Below are 18,915 nucleotides of genomic sequence, written 5' to 3' on the forward strand. Positions count from 1 at the left end.
CGGGAGTCAGGCCCCGATCGGCGTGCCGCCGTCCCGCCACACCGCGACCACCGCGGGCCGGGGCTGCGTGTTGCCGCCGTCGGGCCAGTGCGACGCCGGGTTGTCGGCGGAGTGGTCGTCGAGCTCGCCCGGATGCTGGACGCACACGATCACCCGGTCGCGGTCGATGATCGGACCGCACGTCTCCCCGCCCACCGGGACGGTGAGGAACTGCTTGGTCATGCCGCGCTGCGCACCGTCGAGCGCCACTGCGAACAGGCCGTCGTTGCTGTCGAGCGCGTTGCCGTCGGTGGAGATCCACAGGTTGCCGTGGGGATCGAAGGCCACGTTGTCCGGGCAGGAGATCGGACTGACCTTGGTCTTGTCGTAGCCGCCGTAGTACGTGTCGGCCGCGGCGGGGTCGCCGCACACCAGCAGCAGGTTCCAGGTGAGGTCGGTGCCGGTGTGGTTGTCCTCGATCTCGATGACCTGGCCGTTCTTGTTCTCGTTGCGGGGGTTGGCCTCGTCGGCCGGGGCCTCGCCGTCGGTGCCGCGCTCGTCGTTGTTGGTGAGCGCGCAGTACACCTTGCCGCTGCGCGGATTCGCCTCGATGTCCTCGGGGCGGTCCATCTTGGTGGCGCCGACCTCGTCGGCGGCCAGACGGGTGAACACCGCCACCTCTTCGGGGGTCATCCCGTCGACGTGGGACTGCGCGGAGCCGTCGGCGTTGACGGTCAGCAACGGATGCCAGGTGCCGGTGCCCGCGAACGAATCACCCTCCGGGAGTTCACCGCTGCCGTCGATCGCATCGGGGCTGTCGCCGGTGAAGGACGCGACATATAGTGTGCCCTCGTCGAGGATGCCGATGTTGTGGGCGCGGGCCGTCGCCGACACCCCGGTCTTCATCTTGCGGGACGACACGAACTTGTAGATGTACTCGAAGCGTTCGTCGTCACCGGTGTACGCCACCACGGTGCCCTCGTCGGGCCCCGACGACACGACGTGAATCGTGGCGCCCTCGTGCTTGAGCCGGCCGAGCGAGGTGTGCTTGATCGGGGTGGAGTTGGGGTCGTGCGGGTCCACCTCGACCACATACCCGAACCGGTTGATCTCGTTCGGTTCCTGGCCGAGGTCGAACCGTGGGTCGAAGCGGCCCCAGTGGTGGTAATCGGAATCGTCGTCGACGGAGTACCGGTCGAGTCGCTCCGTCGCGGTGGCATCGGTGACGGCACTCGCGTTGCTGAAGTAGCCATCGAAGTTCTCCTCGCCGGAGAGCATCGTGCCCCACGGCGTCAGGCCGCCGGCGCAGTTGGCGAAGGTGCCGAGCACCGTCACGCCCGCAGGGTCGGCGGACGTCTTCACGAAATCGCTGCCCGCGCCGGGGCCGGTCAGCCGCATCGGGGTGGAAGCCGTGATGCGCCGGTTGCGTTCGCCGACGATCGGGGTGATGGCGCCGGTGCCGTTCTCCGCCGACACCTCGACGACCGTGATGCCGTGCGCCGCCATGGCGATTCGGGCCTGCTGCTCGGTGGGTTCACCGGGGACATACCCGGTGAACATGAACTCCTCGGTGGTGTACTCCTGATTGCAGACCAGGTAGTAGTGGCCCGACACACCGTCGACCGGGATGAGCCCGGCGAAGTCGTTGTTGTAGCCGAACTGCATGGCCTGCGCCTCGGGTGTCTGATTGGCGAAGTCGAACGCGGGCGCGCCGGGCAGGACCGCATCGCCCCAGCCGATGACGACCCGCTGCTGGTAGCCCTCCGGGATGACCACGGCGTCCTCGGTGTTCGGCGCGACGGACGCGAAGTCCATCCCGGCGGGCGGGGTGTCGTCGACCGGCGACGACGAGGCTGCTGCGGAGTCGGAGGCGTCGTCGGAACCGCAGGCGGCAAGCATCGACGTCGCACCGATGGCGACCGCCGCACCCGCCGACGAACGCAGCACAGCACGACGAGAAGCCTTTGCGCGCAATACATCCCGGAAGTAGGGATTGTCGCTGTCGTTTCCGGGTTCGTGCCAGCAGGCCTCCCCGCATCGGTACTGGCAGGTGACGCGGGCTCGCGAGGATCGGCCGAGCCGATCGGACTGCGAGGTCAACAACGGCAACGGAATACGCACGATCGGGCCTCCCCCGGGGTCGCTCCCTGTGATCCGCGCTGAACACAGTGGGCTGAATTCGCTGGGCTTGAAACACACGCAGGGCTGCGCAGAGAACTGTGTGGACGTTAGGGAGCGAAAGGAAACCCGCGCGAAGGTGATCGTGAACACGGGGAGAACACCTGGTGCGAGACGTCACCGGGTTCGCGGCGACCTCAGTGTTTGGGTGCGACCCGCTGCCGGGTACGCGAACATCATCCGACAGGAAGGTGTTACTCGATGAGCACATATGTGACCGCGAATCCGACGACCGGTGTCACCGAGCGCGAGTTCGAGGCTCTCACCGATGACCGCGTGCGAGCCGTCGCGCAAGGCGCCGCCGCGGGCTTCCGGCGGTGGCGGGACACCCCGGTGCAGGAACGGGCGGACGTGTTGGCGCGTACCGCCGAACTGTACGAGAAGCGTGCCGAGGAACTGTCGGCGGTGATCACCACCGAGATGGGTAAACCCAAGGCGGAAGCCGACGGCGAAGTCCAACTCGCGGCCGACATCTACCGCTGGTACGCCGAGCACGGACCCGATCTGCTCGAGACCGAGACCCTCGACCCGCAGGGCGCCGAGGAGTCCATCGTGCAGCGGCGACCGGTCGGCCCGCTGGTCGGTGTCATGCCGTGGAACTATCCCTACTACCAGGTGGTGCGGTTCGCCGCGCCCAACCTCATGGTGGGGAACTCGATCATCCTCAAGCATGCGGCGATCTGCGCCGCGTCGTCGCAGCTGATGGCCGAGATCCTGCACGAGGCAGGCATTCCCGAGGACGTCTACGTCAACGTTTTCGCCTCCAACGACCAGGTCGCAGACCTCATCGCCGACCCGGCAATCCAGGGCGTCTCGTTGACCGGCAGCGAAGGCGCCGGCGCGGCCGTGGCGAAGACCGCCGCGGAGAACCTCAAAAAGTCGGTCCTGGAGTTGGGCGGTTCGGACCCGTTCATCCTCCTCGACACCGAGGACATGTCCCGGACGGCGACGATCGCCGCGAAGGCTCGGCTGTCCAACTCGGGTCAGGCCTGCAACTCGCCGAAGCGTTTCATCGTGCTCGACGACCTCTACGACGTCTTCGTGGAAGCCCTTGTCGGCCAGTTCGAATCGGTCACCGTCGGTGACCCGGCAGATTCTGGCACCGACATGGGTCCGCTGTCGTCGATCTCGGCGCGCGACGGCGTGGCCGACCAGGTCGACAAGGCGGTCGAGCAGGGCGCCACTTTGCACACGGGCGGAAAGAAGCTCGATCGTGACGGAGCGTTCTACGCACCGACCGTGCTCACCGGCATCACCAAGGAGATGGATGCCTACTCGGAGGAGATCTTCGGGCCGGTCGGCATGGTCTACCGGGTGTCCTCGATCGACGAGGCCGTCGAACTCGCCAACGACGTCGGGTTCGGGCTGAGCGGATCGGTGTGGAGCACCGACCTCGACAAGGCGCAGCAGGTGGCCGACCGGCTCGACGTCGGCATGGCCTACGTCAACGAGCACGGCACCACACTCCCGGGCCTGCCCTTCGGAGGGGTGAAGCGGTCCGGCTACGGACGCGAGCTCGGGCGTTGGGGTATGGGCGAATTCGTCAACACCCGGTTGCGGAGGACCTCGCGCAAGTAGGTGTCCGGGGGTCGGGCGGGTGGTCTCAGAACCGCCCGCCGACCCCGATCCGGCCGGAACTGCCCGACCCGCCGAAGGAGCCGGGGCTTCGGCCGCCGCTGCCGTAGCCGCCGAATCCGCCGCCCCAGCCGCGGCCGCCACCGCCGCGCAGGGTGCCGCGCAGGAAGCTGTCGACGAGGATGCCGCCCAGCACCACGCCGCCCACTGACGGCGTCGACTGCGGCGGCTGACTCTGCTGCCACTGCACGACGTCGCCCTGGGCGGCCATCAAGGCCTGGTCGGCGAGCCGACCCGCCTGGCGGGCGCTCTGGGCCGCGCCCGTCGGATCGGTCTGGGCGGACTCCGTTGCCTCGGTCAACAGCCGCTGCGCCTCGGCCAGCCGCGTCCGTGCGACGGACTGGATCGCACCCCGGCGGGTCGAGATGAAATCACTCGCGGTCGAGACCTTCGCCTGGGCGGAGGTGACCGCGGCGTTGAACAGTTCCGAGCGCCGTTGCCGCTCGGCCGAGGTGGCGCGCGCGGCGTCGAGCGCATCGTCGAGGTCGGCGTCGGCATCCACCAGCGCGGTGAACGTGCCGAGCGGATCGTCGTCGAAGCCGGTCCGTGCCGCCGACAGCGCCGCGGTCGCCTTCTCGACGGCGGTGGCCAGCGCGGGTCCGCCGTCGCCGGCCAGCGCCTGCGCCTCGGTGAGCTCGCCGTCGACCTCGTCGATCAGTGCGGGCATCTGCGTGTTCGCGGCCGCGATGTTGCCTTCCGCGTTGTCGATCGCGTCGAGCAGTTTGTTCGCCTGATCCAGCGCGCCCTCCGCGGAGCGGATCGCGGCCACCGCTGGGCCCTGTTCGCCGGCCGGGGCAGACACCGCCTCCCGTCCCTGGTCGGCGCTGTGTTCGGCGAACTCGATCTCCTCGCGCGCCAGATCGACGTTGTCGGCGATCGACACCAGCACCGTCTCACCGTGCTTGCCGATCAACGCGTCCATCTTCGTCTGTGACCGCTCCATCCGGGCGCGTGCGGCGACGAGCTTGCGGGTGAGCTCGTCGAGCCGGGTGTCGGCGTTGATGAGCAGATTGCGCATCGCGTCGAAGTTCTCGACCTGCGCGTCGAGCGCGGCGTCGACGTCGGTGCAGGTGGTGATGATCTGCACCAGCATCGCGCGCTGTTCGTCGGGGGTCTCGGGGATGGCGTCGTCGAGTCGCTGACGCACCGCGAACGACTCCGCCAATCCCTGCTTCGCCGAGGCCAGCGCCTCGGTGAAGGGTGCCGTCTCGGCCTCGCCGAACTCGCCGATCGCGAGCTGCAGCTCCTCTTCGCTGGTCCGGATCGCGTTGTCGGTGTCGGTCAGCACCTCACGCGACCACGGGTCGAGGACGTCGAGCGGCTGCTCGACGAGTTCGTCGCCGGTCAGCTCCTGCTCGCGCATCGCCTCGAGACCGGATTCGATGCGCTGATGCTTGCGCCGCCGGCGATACAGCAGAGCTCCACCGCCGCCCACCACGACGACCCCACCGACGCCCAAGGCGGTGTAGAGGCCCGCGTTCGACGGTGTCATCGCGGAGTTGATGCCGTTCACTACGGCCTCGCCGGCGCCGGCCCAGTCGCTGTCACGCAGCGCCGGCACGATGTCGCCGCGGGCGATCTCGTCGAGCGCCTCCTGGTCGAGACCGTCGATCTCCTCGGGGGCGTCGAAGTAGTAGGCCCGGTCCTCGGTGGCGACGGTGAGCAGCACGTCGCGGTCGCCGAGGTCGCTGGTCGCGGCCGTCTCGGCAGCCCACTGCTCGGCGGGCATGCCGTCGAAGTCGCGGACGTAGACCACCCACAGCATCACGTCGTGGTCGGTGTAGAGCTGGTCGGTCGACTCCTGGAGGTCCGTACGCTGCGTGGTGGTCAGCACATTGGCGGAGTCCACGACCTGCGTCGGCAGGCGTGACGGTGGTTCCGCGTGCGCCGGGAAGGATCCGAGCAGCGCGACAACACCGAGGAGGAGAGCGGCCAGGCCGAGGACGACGCGGGTCGGGCCCAACCGACGGGTGTGCGTGGCGGCGGCAAGCATGCGTCCCAATGTATCCGCCGTCGGCGGGCGGTCCCGCGTGCCGCCGCCCGCCGTGTCAGCCGTTCGTCAGTTCTGGTCTGTGCTCAGTTGTGGTTGTCGCGCCACTTGCAGACCGCTTCCAGCACGGACAGGTCATACTTCGGACCCGACGCGCCGACGGTGATGAGGGAGATACCGGCCTTGACCAGTTCTTCCGCTTCGGCCAGCGCGTCGTCGACGGTCCGGGCCTGCAGGCCCGCCGAGTGCTCGATGGTCGACGGGTCGCGGCCCACCGCCGCGCAGTGGTCGGCGAGGATTCCCGACTTGCGTTCGTAGCTGGGCACATCCACGAAGTAGTGCCAGATGTTCCCGTGCTCGGCGACGTGGCGCAACGTCTTCTTCTCCCCGCCGCCACCGATCAGCACCGGGATGTCGCGGGTCGGCTGCGGATTCAGCTTGCCGAGGCGGTCGGAGATCCGCGGCAGGGCGGCGCCCAGGTCGTTCAGACGGCTGCCGGCCGTGCCGAACTCGTAGCCGTACTCGTCGTAGTCCTTCTCGAACCACCCCGAGCCGATACCGAGAATGAGACGGCCGTCCGACATGTGGTCGACCGTTCGAGCCATGTCGGCCAGCAGTTCCGGGTTGCGGTAGGAATTGCAGGTCACCAGGGCGCCGATCTCGACGCGGCTGGTCTGTTCCGCCCACGCGCCGAGCATGGTCCAGCACTCGAAGTGCTCGCCGTCCGGATTGCCGTACAGCGGGTAGAAGTGGTCCCAGTTGAAGGCGACGTCGACGCCCAGATCCTCGGCGCGACGCACGGCATCGCGGATCATCGAGTACTCGGGCGCGTGCTGCGGCTGGAGCTGGACGCCGATACGGACGGGGAAATCGCGAGCGGTGAAGGTCATGACGCCAGTCTGCCGAAGGATCGTCGGAGCGTCACTGTCCGATTCGGTCCCGTCGACTGGGTGCCGTTTCCCGTCGAGTGGGTGCTGTTTCCCGTTGACTGGGTGCTGTTCGCCGTCGACTGGGCACCCCTCGCGCACAACGAACTGATGGTAAGGAGGAATTCGTGACACCACGCGCCCCTGAACTCGCCGCCCTGCGCCGACGAACCAGCGCAAAGTGGAGTACCTACCCCGACGACGTGCTCCCCATGTTCGTCGCCGAGATGGACTTCGACCTCGCGCCCGTCGTGGCGGACGCCATGCTCGAGCAGGTTCGGACATCCGACATCGGCTACTGCGACGGCCCGGGCGGGGTCGGTGCCGCCTTCAGCGGTTTCGCCGATCGGCACTGGGGGTGGGCCGTCGATCCGGCCGACGTCCGCCTCACGACCGACGTCAGCGTGGTCATCGTCGAGGCGCTGCGGGTGGCGATCGAACCGGGCGACCCGGTGGTGATCACACCGCCCGTCTACCCGCCGTTCTTCGAATTGATCCCGGAGGCGGGCGGACGTGTCGTCGAGGTGCCGCTGCAGCTCGACCGCACCCGCTGGGCCCTCGATCTCGACGGGATCGAGTCGGCGTTGCGTGCGGGCGCCCGCGCCGTGCTGCTGTGTCATCCACACAACCCGCTCGGCCTCGCGCACCCACGCGAGCACCTCGTCGCGCTGGCTGAGTTGGCGGCCGAACACGACGCCGTCGTGGTCAGCGACGAGATCCACGCACCCTTGATCCACCACTTCGAGCCGACGTTCGTCCCGTTCCTGTCCGTCGGAGACACCGCGCGCGAGGTCGGCATCGCGGCCCATTCGGCCAGCAAGGGCTTCAACATCGCGGGCGCCAAGTGTGCGCTCATGGTCGCGGCGGCAGACCGCACCCGTGCGCTGCTCGATCGCCAGCCCGCCGAGGTCGGATTCCGGACGAGCATCCTCGGCCGGGCGGCTACCGAAGCGGCGTTCACCGGCGGCGACGACTGGCTCTTCTCCACTGTCGACCGGATCGTGGAGAACCTCGACATCCTCGGGCAGGTGCTCGACGACGAGGTGCCCGAGGTGGTCCTGCACCGGCCGACGGCGTCGTACCTGGCGTGGCTCGACTTCCGCGCGCTCGGCCTCGGCGACGACCCCGCGGCACAGATTCTCGAGCGTGGACGCCTCGCGCTGCACTCGGGGCCGGCGTTCGGCGAACCGGGCCGCGGCTTCGCCCGGATGAACGTGGGCTGCGCGCCCGAACTCGTCATCGACGGTGTGCAACGCATTGCTCGGGCGGTCTGACCTGCGGTTCCGCGTCGTTGTACGTCCTGCAACGCAGGTGCAACGCATTCACTCCTACCGTGTGCACCAGATCACTTCAGCCACCCCTGGGTGGCGCACGTGACACCAGGAACCACGACATTTGGAACCACCTGAGGAGTACGAGATGACCGTCTTCGCAAAGCCCGGAGCCGACGGATCGGTGATGAGCTTCGAGTCCCGCTACGACAACTGGATCGGCGGCCAGTGGACCCCTCCGGTGAAGGGACAGTACTTCGAGAATCCCTCCCCGGTCGACGGCAAGACGTTCTGCGAGGTCGCGCGGTCCACCGCCGAGGACATCGAACTCGCGCTGGACGCCGCACACAAGGCCGCCCCGCAGTGGGGCAAGGTCCCGGTCGCCGAACGTTCACTGACGTTGCTGCGCATCGCCGATCGCATGGAAGAGAACCTGGAGAAGCTGGCCGTCGCCGAGACCTGGGACAACGGCAAGGCCGTCCGTGAGACCCTCGCCGCTGACATCCCCCTGGCCATCGACCACTTCCGCTACTTCGCCGGTGCGCTGCGCGCCCAGGAGGGTTCGATCTCCGAGGTCGACGAGGACACCGTCGCCTACCACTTCCACGAGCCGCTCGGCGTTGTCGGACAGATCATCCCGTGGAACTTCCCCATCCTGATGGCGGTGTGGAAGTTGGCCCCGGCGCTCGCCGCCGGCAACGCGGTGGTGCTCAAGCCCGCCGAGCAGACCCCGGCGTCGATCCTCTACCTCATGAGCCTCATCTCGGATCTGCTGCCCGCGGGTGTGCTCAACGTGGTCAACGGCTTCGGCGTCGAGGCCGGCAAGCCGCTCGCCTCGAGCAACCGTATCCGCAAGATCGCGTTCACCGGTGAAACGACCACGGGCCGGCTGATCATGCAGTACGCCTCGGAGAACCTCATCCCGGTCACTCTCGAGCTCGGCGGCAAGAGCCCGAACATCTTCTTCTCGGACGTGATGAGCGCCGACGACGGCTTCCTCGACCGTGCGCTGGAAGGCTTCTCGATGTTCGCGCTCAACCAGGGCGAGGTCTGCACCTGCCCGAGCCGCGCGCTCATCCAGGAGAACATCTACGACGACTTCATCGCGAAGGCCGTCGACCGGGTCAGCCAGATCAAGCAGGGCAACCCCCTCGACACCGACACCATGATGGGCGCCCAGGCCTCCAACGACCAGTTCGAGAAGATCAGCTCCTACCTCGCCATCGGCCAGGAAGAAGGCGCGAAGGTGCTCATCGGCGGTGAGCCGGCCGACCTCGGCGGCGATCTGTCGGGTGGCTACTACATCAAGCCCACCGTCTTCGACGGCCACAACAAGATGCGCATCTTCCAGGAGGAGATCTTCGGGCCGGTGCTCGCGGTCACCACCTTCTCCGATTACGCGGACGCCATCCACATCGCCAACGACACCCTCTACGGGCTCGGCGCGGGCGTGTGGAGCCGCGACGGTGCCACCGCCTACCGTGCGGGCCGCGAGATCCAGGCCGGTCGCGTGTGGACGAACACCTACCACGACTACCCGGCCCACGCCGCGTTCGGCGGCTACAAGCAGTCGGGCATCGGTCGCGAAACCCACCTGATGATGCTCGAGCACTATCAGCAGACGAAGAACCTGTTGGTTGGTTACGCTCAGAGTGCCAAGGGCTTCTTCTGATCATCAACAGAAAGCAGAGGTGAAAACCCGTGTCGGACCAACAGGTTCCTGATCGGGTGGTCGCCACAGACACCGCCGTGGAGCTCCTGACCAAGCTGTCGGAGCTCCACGGCGGACTCATGATCCACCAATCCGGTGGATGCTGTGACGGCTCCGCCCCGATGTGTTATCCCGTCGGCGAGTATCGCGTCGGACAACGCGACGTGCTCGTCGGGGAAATCGAACTGGCGGAACCACTTCCCGCGGTGCGGGTATGGATCAACGGCGACCAGTTCGAACTGTGGAAGCACACGCAACTGATCCTCGACGTCGTCAAGGGACGGGGTGCCGGATTCAGTCTCGAGGCGCCGGAGGGAGTTCGCTTCCTCTCGCGTGCACGGGCTTTCAGCGATGAGGAGAACGAGATCCTGGCCGCGTCGCCGCCGCTGACCGGGGCCGCCGTCGGAATCTAGGGTTCGAACCCGACTAGTGTTCGAATCCCACGAAGGTGGCGGCTTCCTCGACTGACTTACGTTCGGAGACCACTGCATTGGCCGGGAAGGAGTGATCCGGCCAGCCCAGCGCGATGCTCTTCATGATCACCTGGTCGTCCGGGATGCCGGCATGTTCACGCACGACCGGCGACTGCATGATGCCCTGGCTGTTGATCACCGCCCCCAGGCCGCGGGACCACGCCGCGTTGACCAGAGCGGTGGAGACTGCGCCGCAATCGAAGGGTGTGTCGTCACTGCCGTCGAGAATGCGGTCGTAGGTCACGATCACACACACCGGAGCATCGAACTGACGGAATCCCCGCAGCACCCAGTCGTGCCGCATCTCCGTGTTGTCGCGTGCGATACCCATCGCGCCGAACAGTTGCTTCGCAACCTGGACCTGGCGCTCACGATGCGTGCCGGTGAACTTCTCCGCGCCCGTCCGGAACTCCCGTGAATGAGGCACGCCGGCGAGGTTGCGCTCGGTGTTTCCCGCCCGGATGCGATCGAGCGGTTCTCCCGTGATCACGTGAAAGTTCCAGGGCTGCGTGTTCATCGACGACGGGGCGCGCATCGCGAGGGCGAGGATCTCCTCGATCAGCTCCCGAGGAACCGGGTCGGGCGTGAACCCGCGGATGCTGCGGCGCCCGAGAATCACTTCGTCGTAATCCATTGTCGAACTCTCCTCGCACGAATCGAACGTCACGGCAGTATTCCACGCTCCACGTCGTCCAACCACCAACCCCGCACCATCCCCGACGGACGGCCGGGCTCGATGTAGTGCTCGGTGCCGAACGCGAACGGGAACACCTCGACCGGAATCGCGAGCATCTCTTTGACATCGCTCTGACTGGCGTGGCAGGCGAGTGCCTCGCGTTTGGCCGTCACGTCGTCGCCGAGGTCGACGGCCCAGTGCAACTCGGCCTCGGGTGTACCGATCGGGTTCCCGTCGTCGCCGCGGGCGTCCGGGTCGAATCCCTCGTCCATACCCATTTCCTTGGCGAGCGTGAACAGCTGACGCATCAGATCCCGATTCATCGTCACCTCGAGGTAGCGGGGCCGCTTCGCCGCGAGATCGGCTGCGGCGCGGGTGGTGTGGTGCAACATGATGTGATCGGGGTGGCCGTAGCCGCCGTGCCAGTCATAGCCGACGACGACATCAGCGTCCTCCTCGTCGAGGAGGTCTGCCAGCCGGCGGGCCGCCTCACCGACGTCGGCGCGCGAGAACACGCCGTCGGTGTTGTTCTGCGCCCAGCCACTCATCCCCGAGTCCGCGTAACCCAACCAGGCGACGCGCGCGGTACCGGTGATGAGCGCCGAGGCCTCCGCCTCACCGCGGCGACGACTCACCACCGACTCGCCCGGCGCAAGGTCATCGGGCACATCGCCCGGGTCCCCATCCGTGCAGTAGACAACGACCACGCGGTGTCCCTCCCGTGACGCGCGGATCATGCTTCCGGCGGTGCCGGTGGCCTCGTCGTCGGGATGGGCATGGACGAAGACGATTGTGCTCATGGGTCGATCATGCTCGGACCGACGCCAGGCGCGCCGACCGCCTCCCGTTATCCACCACCAACCGTCTCCAGAACTGCCTCTTCTCGGCGGTCGAGTAGTCGCGAGCGGCAGCGAGTGACGTATCGAGACCCGGTGACCTGTAACCGAAATTCCAATGTCACCACCCGAACCCAACGCCCCCCGGGCCGGTTGTCCACAAGCTGCCGGCTCCTGATCTGTCTCTTCTCGGTGGTCGAGTAGTCGCGAGCGGCAGCGAGTGGCGTATCGAGACCCGGTGACCCATAAACGAAATTCCAGTCTCACCGCGCGCCGAACCCAACGCCCTGGGACAGTTGTCCACAAGCAGGCGGCTCCTGATCTGCGCCGACGAAAGTTGTCAGACCCTACCGATACCTTGAACTCATGCAATCGACCGCGCGTCCGCTGGCCCAGATGGGCGAGGATGAGCAGCACTCGGCCACCGAACTGATCGAGGTGCTCCATCACACGAACGCGGTGCGCGCGGCGTCCGACTATCGAATGCTGCAGGCCGCCAGCCTCATCCACGAGGAACGCGAGCAAGACCACCTCGTCCGCCTGGCCGCCGCGCTCGGCGAGGAATCGACCTCCCTGGCCGACCTCGAACGCCTGGCTCTGCGTGCCGCCGCCGGTGAGGACCCACGCGCCCAGTACGGCCCCAACGGGCTCGAGCAGGCTGTCGCGGAAGTCGGTGCGGCCCTCACCATCCCACCGGCACGCGCCCGTGAGTTCATCGAAGCCGGCAGTGTCCTTCGCCACCAGTTGCCGTTCACCGGTGCCACCCTCGGCGCAGGCCGCATCGACCTTCCCCGGTTTCTCGCGATCGTGCGCCGCACCAGTCTCTGCACGCCCGAGAACCTGGATCTGCTCGACAAGCTCATCGCCGAGGCGATCGAGACCCGCGAGCCGATGTCGATGACCCGCTTCCTTGCAATGATCGACAAACTCATCGCCGAGAACGACCCTGCCGCCACCCGGCGGCGTCGCGAAGTCGTCGACAAGGACCGGAACATCAGCGTCCGACCTGACCGCCACACACCCGGTCAGGCCCGCATCGGTGGTGCCCTGCCGGCCGAACAGGCCGCCGCCGTCGACGCCCGACTCAATGCGATGGCTGCCTCCGTCGACAACGCTGATCCCCGCACAGCCGCGCAACGCCGCGCCGACGCGCTCGTCGCCCTGGCCGACGGTTCCACCACCCTCACCTGCCGCTGTGAGGCGTGCTCCACCGACGACGAGACAGACGCGGATGCTAGCCCACCGGAAGCACCCGAAAACCAAGGCGCCGACACTGATCCGGCCGAACCGGACGACGCAGCCACATCCGATCCCGTGGCCCCGCGACCGACCTTTCACATCGTCGTGAACCTGAGCACCCTGCTCGGCCATGACGACGACCCGGCGTTCCTCGACGGCCAGGGCGTCATCGATGCCGACACCGCGCGGGCACTCGTCGCGGAGGCGCAGCGTTGCTACGTGAACCCCGACTCCGCGAACACCGCACAGGTCGACCGCTACGCACCGAGCAAGAAGGTTGCCGACCTCATCCGCTCCGGCGAATTGTGCTGCAGCTTCCCCGGTTGCAACAACCGGGCGTTCCACGCCGACGTCGACCACTCCGTCCCGCACGCTGACGGCGGCCCAACCGACCCTCGAAACCTGAAGCCGCTGTGCCGTTTTCATCACCGGATCAAGACCTTCGCCGCCGGGTGGCGCGACTATCAGGATCCTCTCGGCGAGGTGTTCTTCCAATCACCCACCGGCCACACCTATCTGGGCAACGCGTTCGCCGGCCGAGACCTGTTCGGATCGTTGACCCGCGCAACAAGACCACCCGACGACCCCGCCCGCCAGCGCATCGACAACATCCGGACCCAGCGAGGTGCGGCGGTCAAACGTGCCGACAAGCGGGCGATGGATCGATGGAACGAGCAGAATCCACCGCCGTTCTGAACCTCGTCGCTATCAGCGTCGACCGAGTACCGCGAGCCCCAATCCGATCACCACGAGGACGGCCACCGCGGCGACGACTCCTGCCCACCCGAACGCGGAGAAGGCCAGCCCGCCGAGCGCGCCCACCACCGAACTGCCGAGGTAGTAGTGGAACAGGTAGAGCGATGACGCCTCGGCGCGATGCTCGGTGGCGCGCGCCGACACCCAGCCGCTCGCCACGGAGTGGGCGGCGAAGAATCCGCCGGTGAACAGGAGCATGCCGACCAGCACCAGCGGGAGATGTGCGGGCAGCGTCAGCGCGAGACCGCCCAGCATCGTCGACACGGCGACGACCAGTACCGGACGCCGGCCGAGGCGATCGGCCAGACGGCCGGCGTAGGTGGAGGAGAACGTCCCGGCCAGATACATCACGAACACGGTCGCGACGACAGCCTCGCTGAGCGAGAACGGTTCCCGGAGCAACCGGTAGCCGACGAAGTTGTAGACGGTGACGAAGCCGCCCATCAACACGAACCCGAGCACGAACAGGGGCCACAGTCCCGGGTCACGCAGATGGGCGAGCAGGTTGCGGAGCGTGGTCGCCGGCGAGATACGTCGCGGCGTGAAGAAACGCGACGCGGGGATCGTGCGCCAGAACATGATCGCGAACGCCAACGACACCAGGCAGGCGATCTGCATCGCCCACTGCCACGCCACGACGTCGACCGCGACCCCCGGGATCAGGCGGCCGGTCAGACCGCCGATGGTGGTGCCGGCGACGTAGCGGCCCATCGCCGTTCCGAGTGAGGCGCCGTCTACTTCTTCGGCGAGATACGCCATCGCCACCGCGGGCACGCCCGCGCACAGCACTCCCTGCAGCGCGCGCCCGGCGAGCAGCAGTTCGATGGTCGGTGCCCACGGCAGCACGACGCCGACGATCGACGCGGCCAGCGCGGAGATCACCATGACCCGCACCCGACCGAACCGCTCCGACAGAACACTGGCCGGGATGATCGCGACCGCGAGGAAACCGGTGGTGAGCGACACCGACAACGCCGCCGAGGTGGGGGAGACGCCGAAGTGGTCGGACAACTGCGGCAGCAGCGCCTGCACGTAATACAACGCCATGAACGTCGTCATGCCGGCCGCGAACAGCGCGATGGTGGCCCGCCGATAGCCGGGCGAGCCGAGCGTGTGGCGGGTGGCGGCAGAGACGGGAGCGGTCGCGGTCATCGAGACCAGCCAAACACCGACCCGCTATTGCTCAAAATGAATCGATTTCCGGTATGTCATTCATCCATGAATAACCACAGCTAGTATCGCCGAGATGCACGACGAACTGGACTGGTTCATAGCGATCGCCGAAGCTCAGAACCTCACCGCGGCCGGCGAGCAGCTCCACGTGTCCCAGCCGACCCTGTCCCGATTCGTCGCCCGACTCGAACGCGACCTCGGCGTCGCGCTCTTCGATCGGCACGGCCGTCGACTCGTCCTCAACCGATTCGGGCAGGTCTACCTCGAACGCACCCGACGTGCGCGAGTCCAGCTCGACATCGCGCGCCGGGAGATCGAGGACCTGAGGCAGCCGGCCAGCGGCCCCGTGCGGCTGGCCTTCCTGCATTCCTTCGGGGTGGCAATGGTCCCGAACCTGATCAGACGGTTCCGGGAGGTCGATCCGGGCGCACGGTTCTCGCTGACCCAGCATGCGGCGGCGACGGTCGTCGATCACGTCGCCGATGGTGATGCCGATCTGGCGATCGTGTCACCCCGGCCGATGCGCACGGACATGGCGTGGTTCGCGATCGCGCAGCAGGATCTCGCGCTCGTCGTGCCTGCTGATCACCGATTCGCCGGGCGCGCCGCCATCGGTCTCGCGGAGGCGGCCGACGAGGATTTCATCGTCATGCAACGCGGGTTCGGTATGCGTCGCATCGTCGACGAACTTTGTGCCGCAGCCGATATCGCGCCGACCATCGCCTTCGAATCCGCCGAGCTGGCCACCATCACGGGGCTCGTCGGCGCGGGCCTGGGCATCGGGGTGGTACCGGTCGACGACTCCGTCCGCAGCCCCGAGGTCGCGCTGATACCCCTGCTCGGCGAGTCCCGCGAGATCGGACTGACCTGGTTTCGTCCCCGACCGCTGTCTGCCGCAGCGGAACGGTTCCGCGGGTTCGTCGTTGCCGGAGATAGTGGCGCGCACCACATCTCCGGCTGACGAGTTGAAACTCTACCCTCTCTGGAGGGTAGAGTCGCCGCTCGTGTCGACCCCCACCATCACACCCCAGCACGAGCAGTCGGTGCTCGCCGCGCTTCGGTCGCCGCGCCGCCTGCGCACCGAGGTCCTCGCCGGCCTGGTCGTCGCGCTCGCGCTGATCCCCGAGGCCATCTCGTTCTCCATCATCGCCGGGGTCGACCCGCGCGTCGGCCTGTTCGCTTCGTTCACGATGGCGGTCACCATCGCCGTCGTCGGCGGTCGGCCCGCGATGATCTCCGCCGCCACCGGTGCGGTCGCACTCGTCGTCGCGCCGCTGGTGGCCAGCCACGGACTCGACTACCTGATCGCGGCCGTGATCCTCGCCGGCATCTTCCAGATGATCCTCGGCGGCCTCGGCGTCGCGAAGCTCATGCGGTTCATCCCGCGCAGCGTGATGGTCGGGTTCGTCAACGCGCTGGCCATCCTCATCTTCACCGCGCAACTCCCGCACCTGCTCGGGGTGCCCTGGCTGGTGTACCCGATGGTCGCCGTCGGGATCGCCATCATCGTGCTGCTGCCACGGATCACCAGCGTCATCCCCGCACCGCTGGTGGCGATCGTGCTGCTGACCGCGGTCACCCTGGTCGCCGGACTGTCGGTGCCCAACGTCGGCGACGAAGGCGAACTACCCGACAGCCTGCCGGCATGGCTGATCCCCGACGTGCCGTTCACCTGGGACACCCTGACCATCATCGCGCCGTACGCGTTCACGATGGCGCTGGTCGGGTTGCTCGAGTCGCTGATGACCGCGAAACTCGTCGACGACATCACCGACACACATTCGGACAAGTCCCGCGAAGCGGTGGGACAAGGTGTCGCGAACATCGTCACCGGCTTCTTCGGTGGCATGGGCGGGTGCGCGATGATCGGCCAGACGATGATCAACGTGAAGTCGTCCGGCGCCCGCACCCGCATCTCCACCTTCCTGGCCGGCGTGTTCCTGCTGATCCTGGTCGTCGGCCTCGGCGATGTGGTGGCGATGATCCCGATGGCCGCGCTCGTCGCGGTGATGATCATGGTGTCGGTGGGTACCTTCGACTGGCACAGCATCAACCCGAAGACGTTGCGCCGCATGCCGAAGAGCGAGATCACCGTCATGCTCGCCACCGTGGTGGTCACCGTGGTCACGCACAACCTGGCCTACGGTGTCATCGTCGGAGTGATCACCGCGATGGTGTTGTTCGCGCGGCGGGTGGCGCACCTGACGGAGGTGGTCGACGTCGCACATCCCGACGAGGACACCCGCGTCTACGCGGTTCGTGGCGAACTGTTCTTCGCCTCCAGCAACGACCTCGTCTATCAGTTCGACTACGTCGGCGACCCGGACAACGTGGTGATCGACATGAGCGACGCACACATCTGGGATGCATCGACCGTTGCCACGCTCGATGCCGTCACGACCAAGTACGCGGCGAAGGGGAAAACGGCGACCATCGTCGGGCTCGACGGCCACAGCGCCGACCGCCACGAACGTCTGAGCGGACACCTCGCCGGTGGACACTGAAGCGATGGACCCAGAACCGATGCACACCGAACTGCTGCAGATCGGCGAGGTGGCCAGCCGAACCGAGTTGTCCATCAAGACGATCCGGCACTACGACGAGGTCGGGCTGGTCACGCCGTCGGCCCGCTCGGCCGGCGGTTTCCGCCTCTACACCCCGGGCGACATCGACCGGCTGCTGGTGATCCGCCGGATGAAACCCACCGGGTTCAGCCTCGACGACATGCGGCGACTGCTCGACGCCGAGGACATGCTCGACGACCCGGACGCCACCGCCGAGGCCAAGGCCGCCGCCCGCGACACGCTCGAAGAGTTCGGTGAACGAGCTCGCGACGCGTGCCGAAAACTGGCGCGGCAGTTGGCGTATGCGGAGGAACTCACTGAGCAGCTGGCCGAGCGGGTCGGCGCGTTCGGGAGTCAGCCGTAGTACCCGAACCGTTCGTTCAGCTCGGTGGCGGCGCGCATCACCTTCGCTGCGACCTGCGGTGCGTCCTCCGGGGCGAAGCGGTACCGCGGGCCGGAGATGCTCAGTGAGGACACGACCCGACCGGTGTGGTCACGGATCGGCGCGGCCACCGCGATGAGGCCGACCTCCAGTTCTTCCTCGGCCATCGCCCATCCCCGTTCCCGGACGATGTCGAGGTTCGCGGTCAGCGCCGACAGGCTGGTGATGGTGTTCTCGGTGAACGCCTGCAGCCGGGCGGGCATCGTCGCGCGCAGTTCGTCCGTCGTGAGTCCGCTCAGCAGCGCTTTGCCCGACGAGGTCGCGTGCGCGGGTGTCGACTGTCCGACCCACGTCTGCAACGCGACGCTCGACGACCCCTGGGCCTCCACCACGTTGATGGCGTCGGCGCCGCCGAGGACGGCGAGATTGGTGGTCTCCCCGGTCTCGGCGGCCAGGGCGTTGCAGATGTCCTGACCCTGCTTGGCCAGGTCGAGCGTCGCGGTGGTCGACCCGGCCAACCGCACCACGGTGAAGCCGATGCGGTACTTGCGGCTGTCCGGTACCTGCTCGACGAAACCCCGGGCCTCCAGGGAGCCGATGATCCGCGACACGGTCGACTTGTGCACCCCGAGTTCGACGGCGAGTTCGGTGACCCCGGCGGTGCCCGCCCGGCCGATCATCTCGAGCACCTGCAGGGCCCGATCGACGGATTGGACGGCACCCCCCGCGGCTTTGTCGGGGTCGGGCGTATTAGCAGGCATTTCCCGGTCCACGATACCTGTTGCGCCGCCGGGGACCGGACTCCCCGACACGCGGCCGGCCCTTCGTGACCCTTCGATACGCTCGCAAGCTCGCTCCTCAGGGGTCGGGGGTGACGCTCGCAAGCTCGCTCCTCAGGGATCGGGGGTGACACTCGCAAGCTCGCTCCTCAGGGGCCGGGGGGGTGACGCTCGCAAGCTCGCTCCTCAGCCTCAGGGATCGGGGGTGTGACCATCTGGTCCCTGAGCGGCCTATGAGGTTTGTTGTCAAGGGGGTGTTTTGCGGGTTGGGGCATGGGGTATTTGCCCGCGGGCGGTGTTTCGATGTGGCGTGCGGCGCGGGTTGTTCGGGGTGTTCGGTGGGTGGT

Annotated in this window: 15 protein-coding genes; 8 read left to right on the forward strand and 7 right to left on the reverse strand. The window is 67.4% G+C overall.

The window, feature by feature from the left end; translation table 11 throughout:
* Positions 1-6: 6 nt before the first annotated feature.
* Positions 7-2,100: a PhoX family protein gene (locus VZC37_RS16695; protein WP_330433694.1), complete on the reverse strand. Its 2,094-nt coding sequence runs from the start codon at positions 2,098-2,100 to the stop codon at positions 7-9.
* A gap of 258 nt (positions 2,101-2,358) precedes the next feature.
* Between VZC37_RS16695 and VZC37_RS16700 the strand changes: the two genes are divergently transcribed.
* The gene (locus VZC37_RS16700; protein WP_330433696.1) at positions 2,359-3,735 is read left to right on the forward strand and encodes an NAD-dependent succinate-semialdehyde dehydrogenase; all 1,377 of its coding nucleotides are present in this window, start codon (positions 2,359-2,361) and stop codon (positions 3,733-3,735) included.
* 25 nt (positions 3,736-3,760) lie between these two features.
* Here the strand turns inward: VZC37_RS16700 and VZC37_RS16705 are convergent, their stop codons facing one another.
* On the reverse strand, positions 3,761-5,785 hold the full coding sequence (locus VZC37_RS16705; RefSeq protein WP_330433697.1) for a TPM domain-containing protein: 2,025 nt from the start codon (positions 5,783-5,785) through the stop codon (positions 3,761-3,763).
* Positions 5,786-5,868: 83 nt separating this feature from the next.
* A complete protein-coding gene (locus VZC37_RS16710) occupies positions 5,869-6,672 on the reverse strand; it encodes an LLM class F420-dependent oxidoreductase (RefSeq protein WP_330433698.1) in 804 nt (267 codons plus the stop codon).
* Between the two features lie 164 nt (positions 6,673-6,836).
* On the opposite strand from VZC37_RS16710, the gene VZC37_RS16715 reads away from it, so the two are divergent.
* The 3 genes from VZC37_RS16715 to VZC37_RS16725 all read left to right on the forward strand — a co-directional run bounded on the left by VZC37_RS16715 (position 6,837) and on the right by VZC37_RS16725 (position 10,103).
* Positions 6,837-7,982: a MalY/PatB family protein gene (locus tag VZC37_RS16715; protein WP_330433699.1), complete on the forward strand. Its 1,146-nt coding sequence runs from the start codon at positions 6,837-6,839 to the stop codon at positions 7,980-7,982.
* A gap of 145 nt (positions 7,983-8,127) precedes the next feature.
* A complete protein-coding gene (gene exaC, locus VZC37_RS16720) occupies positions 8,128-9,651 on the forward strand; it encodes an acetaldehyde dehydrogenase ExaC (protein WP_330433701.1) in 1,524 nt (507 codons plus the stop codon).
* 29 nt (positions 9,652-9,680) lie between these two features.
* Positions 9,681-10,103, forward strand: a complete 423-nt coding sequence (locus VZC37_RS16725; protein ID WP_330433702.1) for a DUF779 domain-containing protein — start codon at positions 9,681-9,683, stop codon at positions 10,101-10,103.
* A 13-nt stretch (positions 10,104-10,116) separates the two neighbouring features.
* Here VZC37_RS16725 and VZC37_RS16730 read toward each other — a convergent pair whose 3' ends face one another.
* Together VZC37_RS16730 and VZC37_RS16735 are read right to left on the reverse strand one after the other, a co-directional pair.
* Positions 10,117-10,797, reverse strand: coding sequence for a nitroreductase (locus VZC37_RS16730; protein ID WP_330433705.1), 681 nt, complete (start codon positions 10,795-10,797; stop codon positions 10,117-10,119).
* 29 nt (positions 10,798-10,826) lie between these two features.
* Positions 10,827-11,639 (reverse strand): PIG-L deacetylase family protein, encoded by an 813-nt coding sequence (locus tag VZC37_RS16735; protein ID WP_330433707.1) that lies wholly within the window; start codon positions 11,637-11,639, stop codon positions 10,827-10,829.
* Positions 11,640-12,041: 402 nt separating this feature from the next.
* Between VZC37_RS16735 and VZC37_RS16740 the strand changes: the two genes are divergently transcribed.
* On the forward strand, positions 12,042-13,610 hold the full coding sequence (locus VZC37_RS16740; RefSeq protein WP_330433709.1) for an HNH endonuclease signature motif containing protein: 1,569 nt from the start codon (positions 12,042-12,044) through the stop codon (positions 13,608-13,610).
* 12 nt (positions 13,611-13,622) lie between these two features.
* Here the strand turns inward: VZC37_RS16740 and VZC37_RS16745 are convergent, their stop codons facing one another.
* Positions 13,623-14,822, reverse strand: a complete 1,200-nt coding sequence (locus VZC37_RS16745; protein WP_330433710.1) for an MFS transporter — start codon at positions 14,820-14,822, stop codon at positions 13,623-13,625.
* Positions 14,823-14,916: 94 nt separating this feature from the next.
* On the opposite strand from VZC37_RS16745, the gene VZC37_RS16750 reads away from it, so the two are divergent.
* From VZC37_RS16750 to VZC37_RS16760, 3 genes are read left to right on the forward strand one after another with little or no spacing between them, the layout of a single operon-like run.
* The gene (locus VZC37_RS16750; RefSeq protein ID WP_330433712.1) at positions 14,917-15,804 is read left to right on the forward strand and encodes a LysR family transcriptional regulator; all 888 of its coding nucleotides are present in this window, start codon (positions 14,917-14,919) and stop codon (positions 15,802-15,804) included.
* A 43-nt stretch (positions 15,805-15,847) separates the two neighbouring features.
* A complete protein-coding gene (locus VZC37_RS16755) occupies positions 15,848-17,347 on the forward strand; it encodes a SulP family inorganic anion transporter (protein WP_330433715.1) in 1,500 nt (499 codons plus the stop codon).
* Between the two features lie 4 nt (positions 17,348-17,351).
* Positions 17,352-17,771, forward strand: coding sequence for a MerR family transcriptional regulator (locus VZC37_RS16760; RefSeq protein WP_330433717.1), 420 nt, complete (start codon positions 17,352-17,354; stop codon positions 17,769-17,771).
* Here the strand turns inward: VZC37_RS16760 and VZC37_RS16765 are convergent.
* Positions 17,762-18,550, reverse strand: coding sequence for an IclR family transcriptional regulator (locus VZC37_RS16765; RefSeq protein WP_330433719.1), 789 nt, complete (start codon positions 18,548-18,550; stop codon positions 17,762-17,764). The genes VZC37_RS16760 and VZC37_RS16765 overlap by 10 nt on opposite strands.
* Between the last annotated feature and the right edge of the window lie 365 nt (positions 18,551-18,915).

It is taken from the genome of Gordonia sesuvii (genome assembly GCF_036350415.1).
Classification (GTDB): Bacteria; Actinomycetota; Actinomycetes; order Mycobacteriales; family Mycobacteriaceae; genus Gordonia; species Gordonia sesuvii.

What these genes read in the sequence shown, in the direction of transcription:
- exaC (WP_330433701.1), top strand. Translation starts at nt 8,128, where the DNA reads ATGACCGTCTTCGCAAAGCCCGGAGCCGACGGATCGGTGATGAGCTTC.
- VZC37_RS16765 (WP_330433719.1), bottom strand. Translation starts at nt 18,550, where the DNA reads ATGCCTGCTAATACGCCCGACCCCGACAAAGCCGCGGGGGGTGCCGTC.
- VZC37_RS16705 (WP_330433697.1), bottom strand. Translation starts at nt 5,785, where the DNA reads ATGCTTGCCGCCGCCACGCACACCCGTCGGTTGGGCCCGACCCGCGTC.
- VZC37_RS16735 (WP_330433707.1), bottom strand. Translation starts at nt 11,639, where the DNA reads ATGAGCACAATCGTCTTCGTCCATGCCCATCCCGACGACGAGGCCACC.
- VZC37_RS16740 (WP_330433709.1), top strand. Translation starts at nt 12,042, where the DNA reads ATGCAATCGACCGCGCGTCCGCTGGCCCAGATGGGCGAGGATGAGCAG.
- VZC37_RS16760 (WP_330433717.1), top strand. Translation starts at nt 17,352, where the DNA reads ATGGACCCAGAACCGATGCACACCGAACTGCTGCAGATCGGCGAGGTG.
- VZC37_RS16710 (WP_330433698.1), bottom strand. Translation starts at nt 6,672, where the DNA reads ATGACCTTCACCGCTCGCGATTTCCCCGTCCGTATCGGCGTCCAGCTC.
- VZC37_RS16745 (WP_330433710.1), bottom strand. Translation starts at nt 14,822, where the DNA reads ATGACCGCGACCGCTCCCGTCTCTGCCGCCACCCGCCACACGCTCGGC.
- VZC37_RS16700 (WP_330433696.1), top strand. Translation starts at nt 2,359, where the DNA reads ATGAGCACATATGTGACCGCGAATCCGACGACCGGTGTCACCGAGCGC.
- VZC37_RS16730 (WP_330433705.1), bottom strand. Translation starts at nt 10,797, where the DNA reads ATGGATTACGACGAAGTGATTCTCGGGCGCCGCAGCATCCGCGGGTTC.
- VZC37_RS16750 (WP_330433712.1), top strand. Translation starts at nt 14,917, where the DNA reads ATGCACGACGAACTGGACTGGTTCATAGCGATCGCCGAAGCTCAGAAC.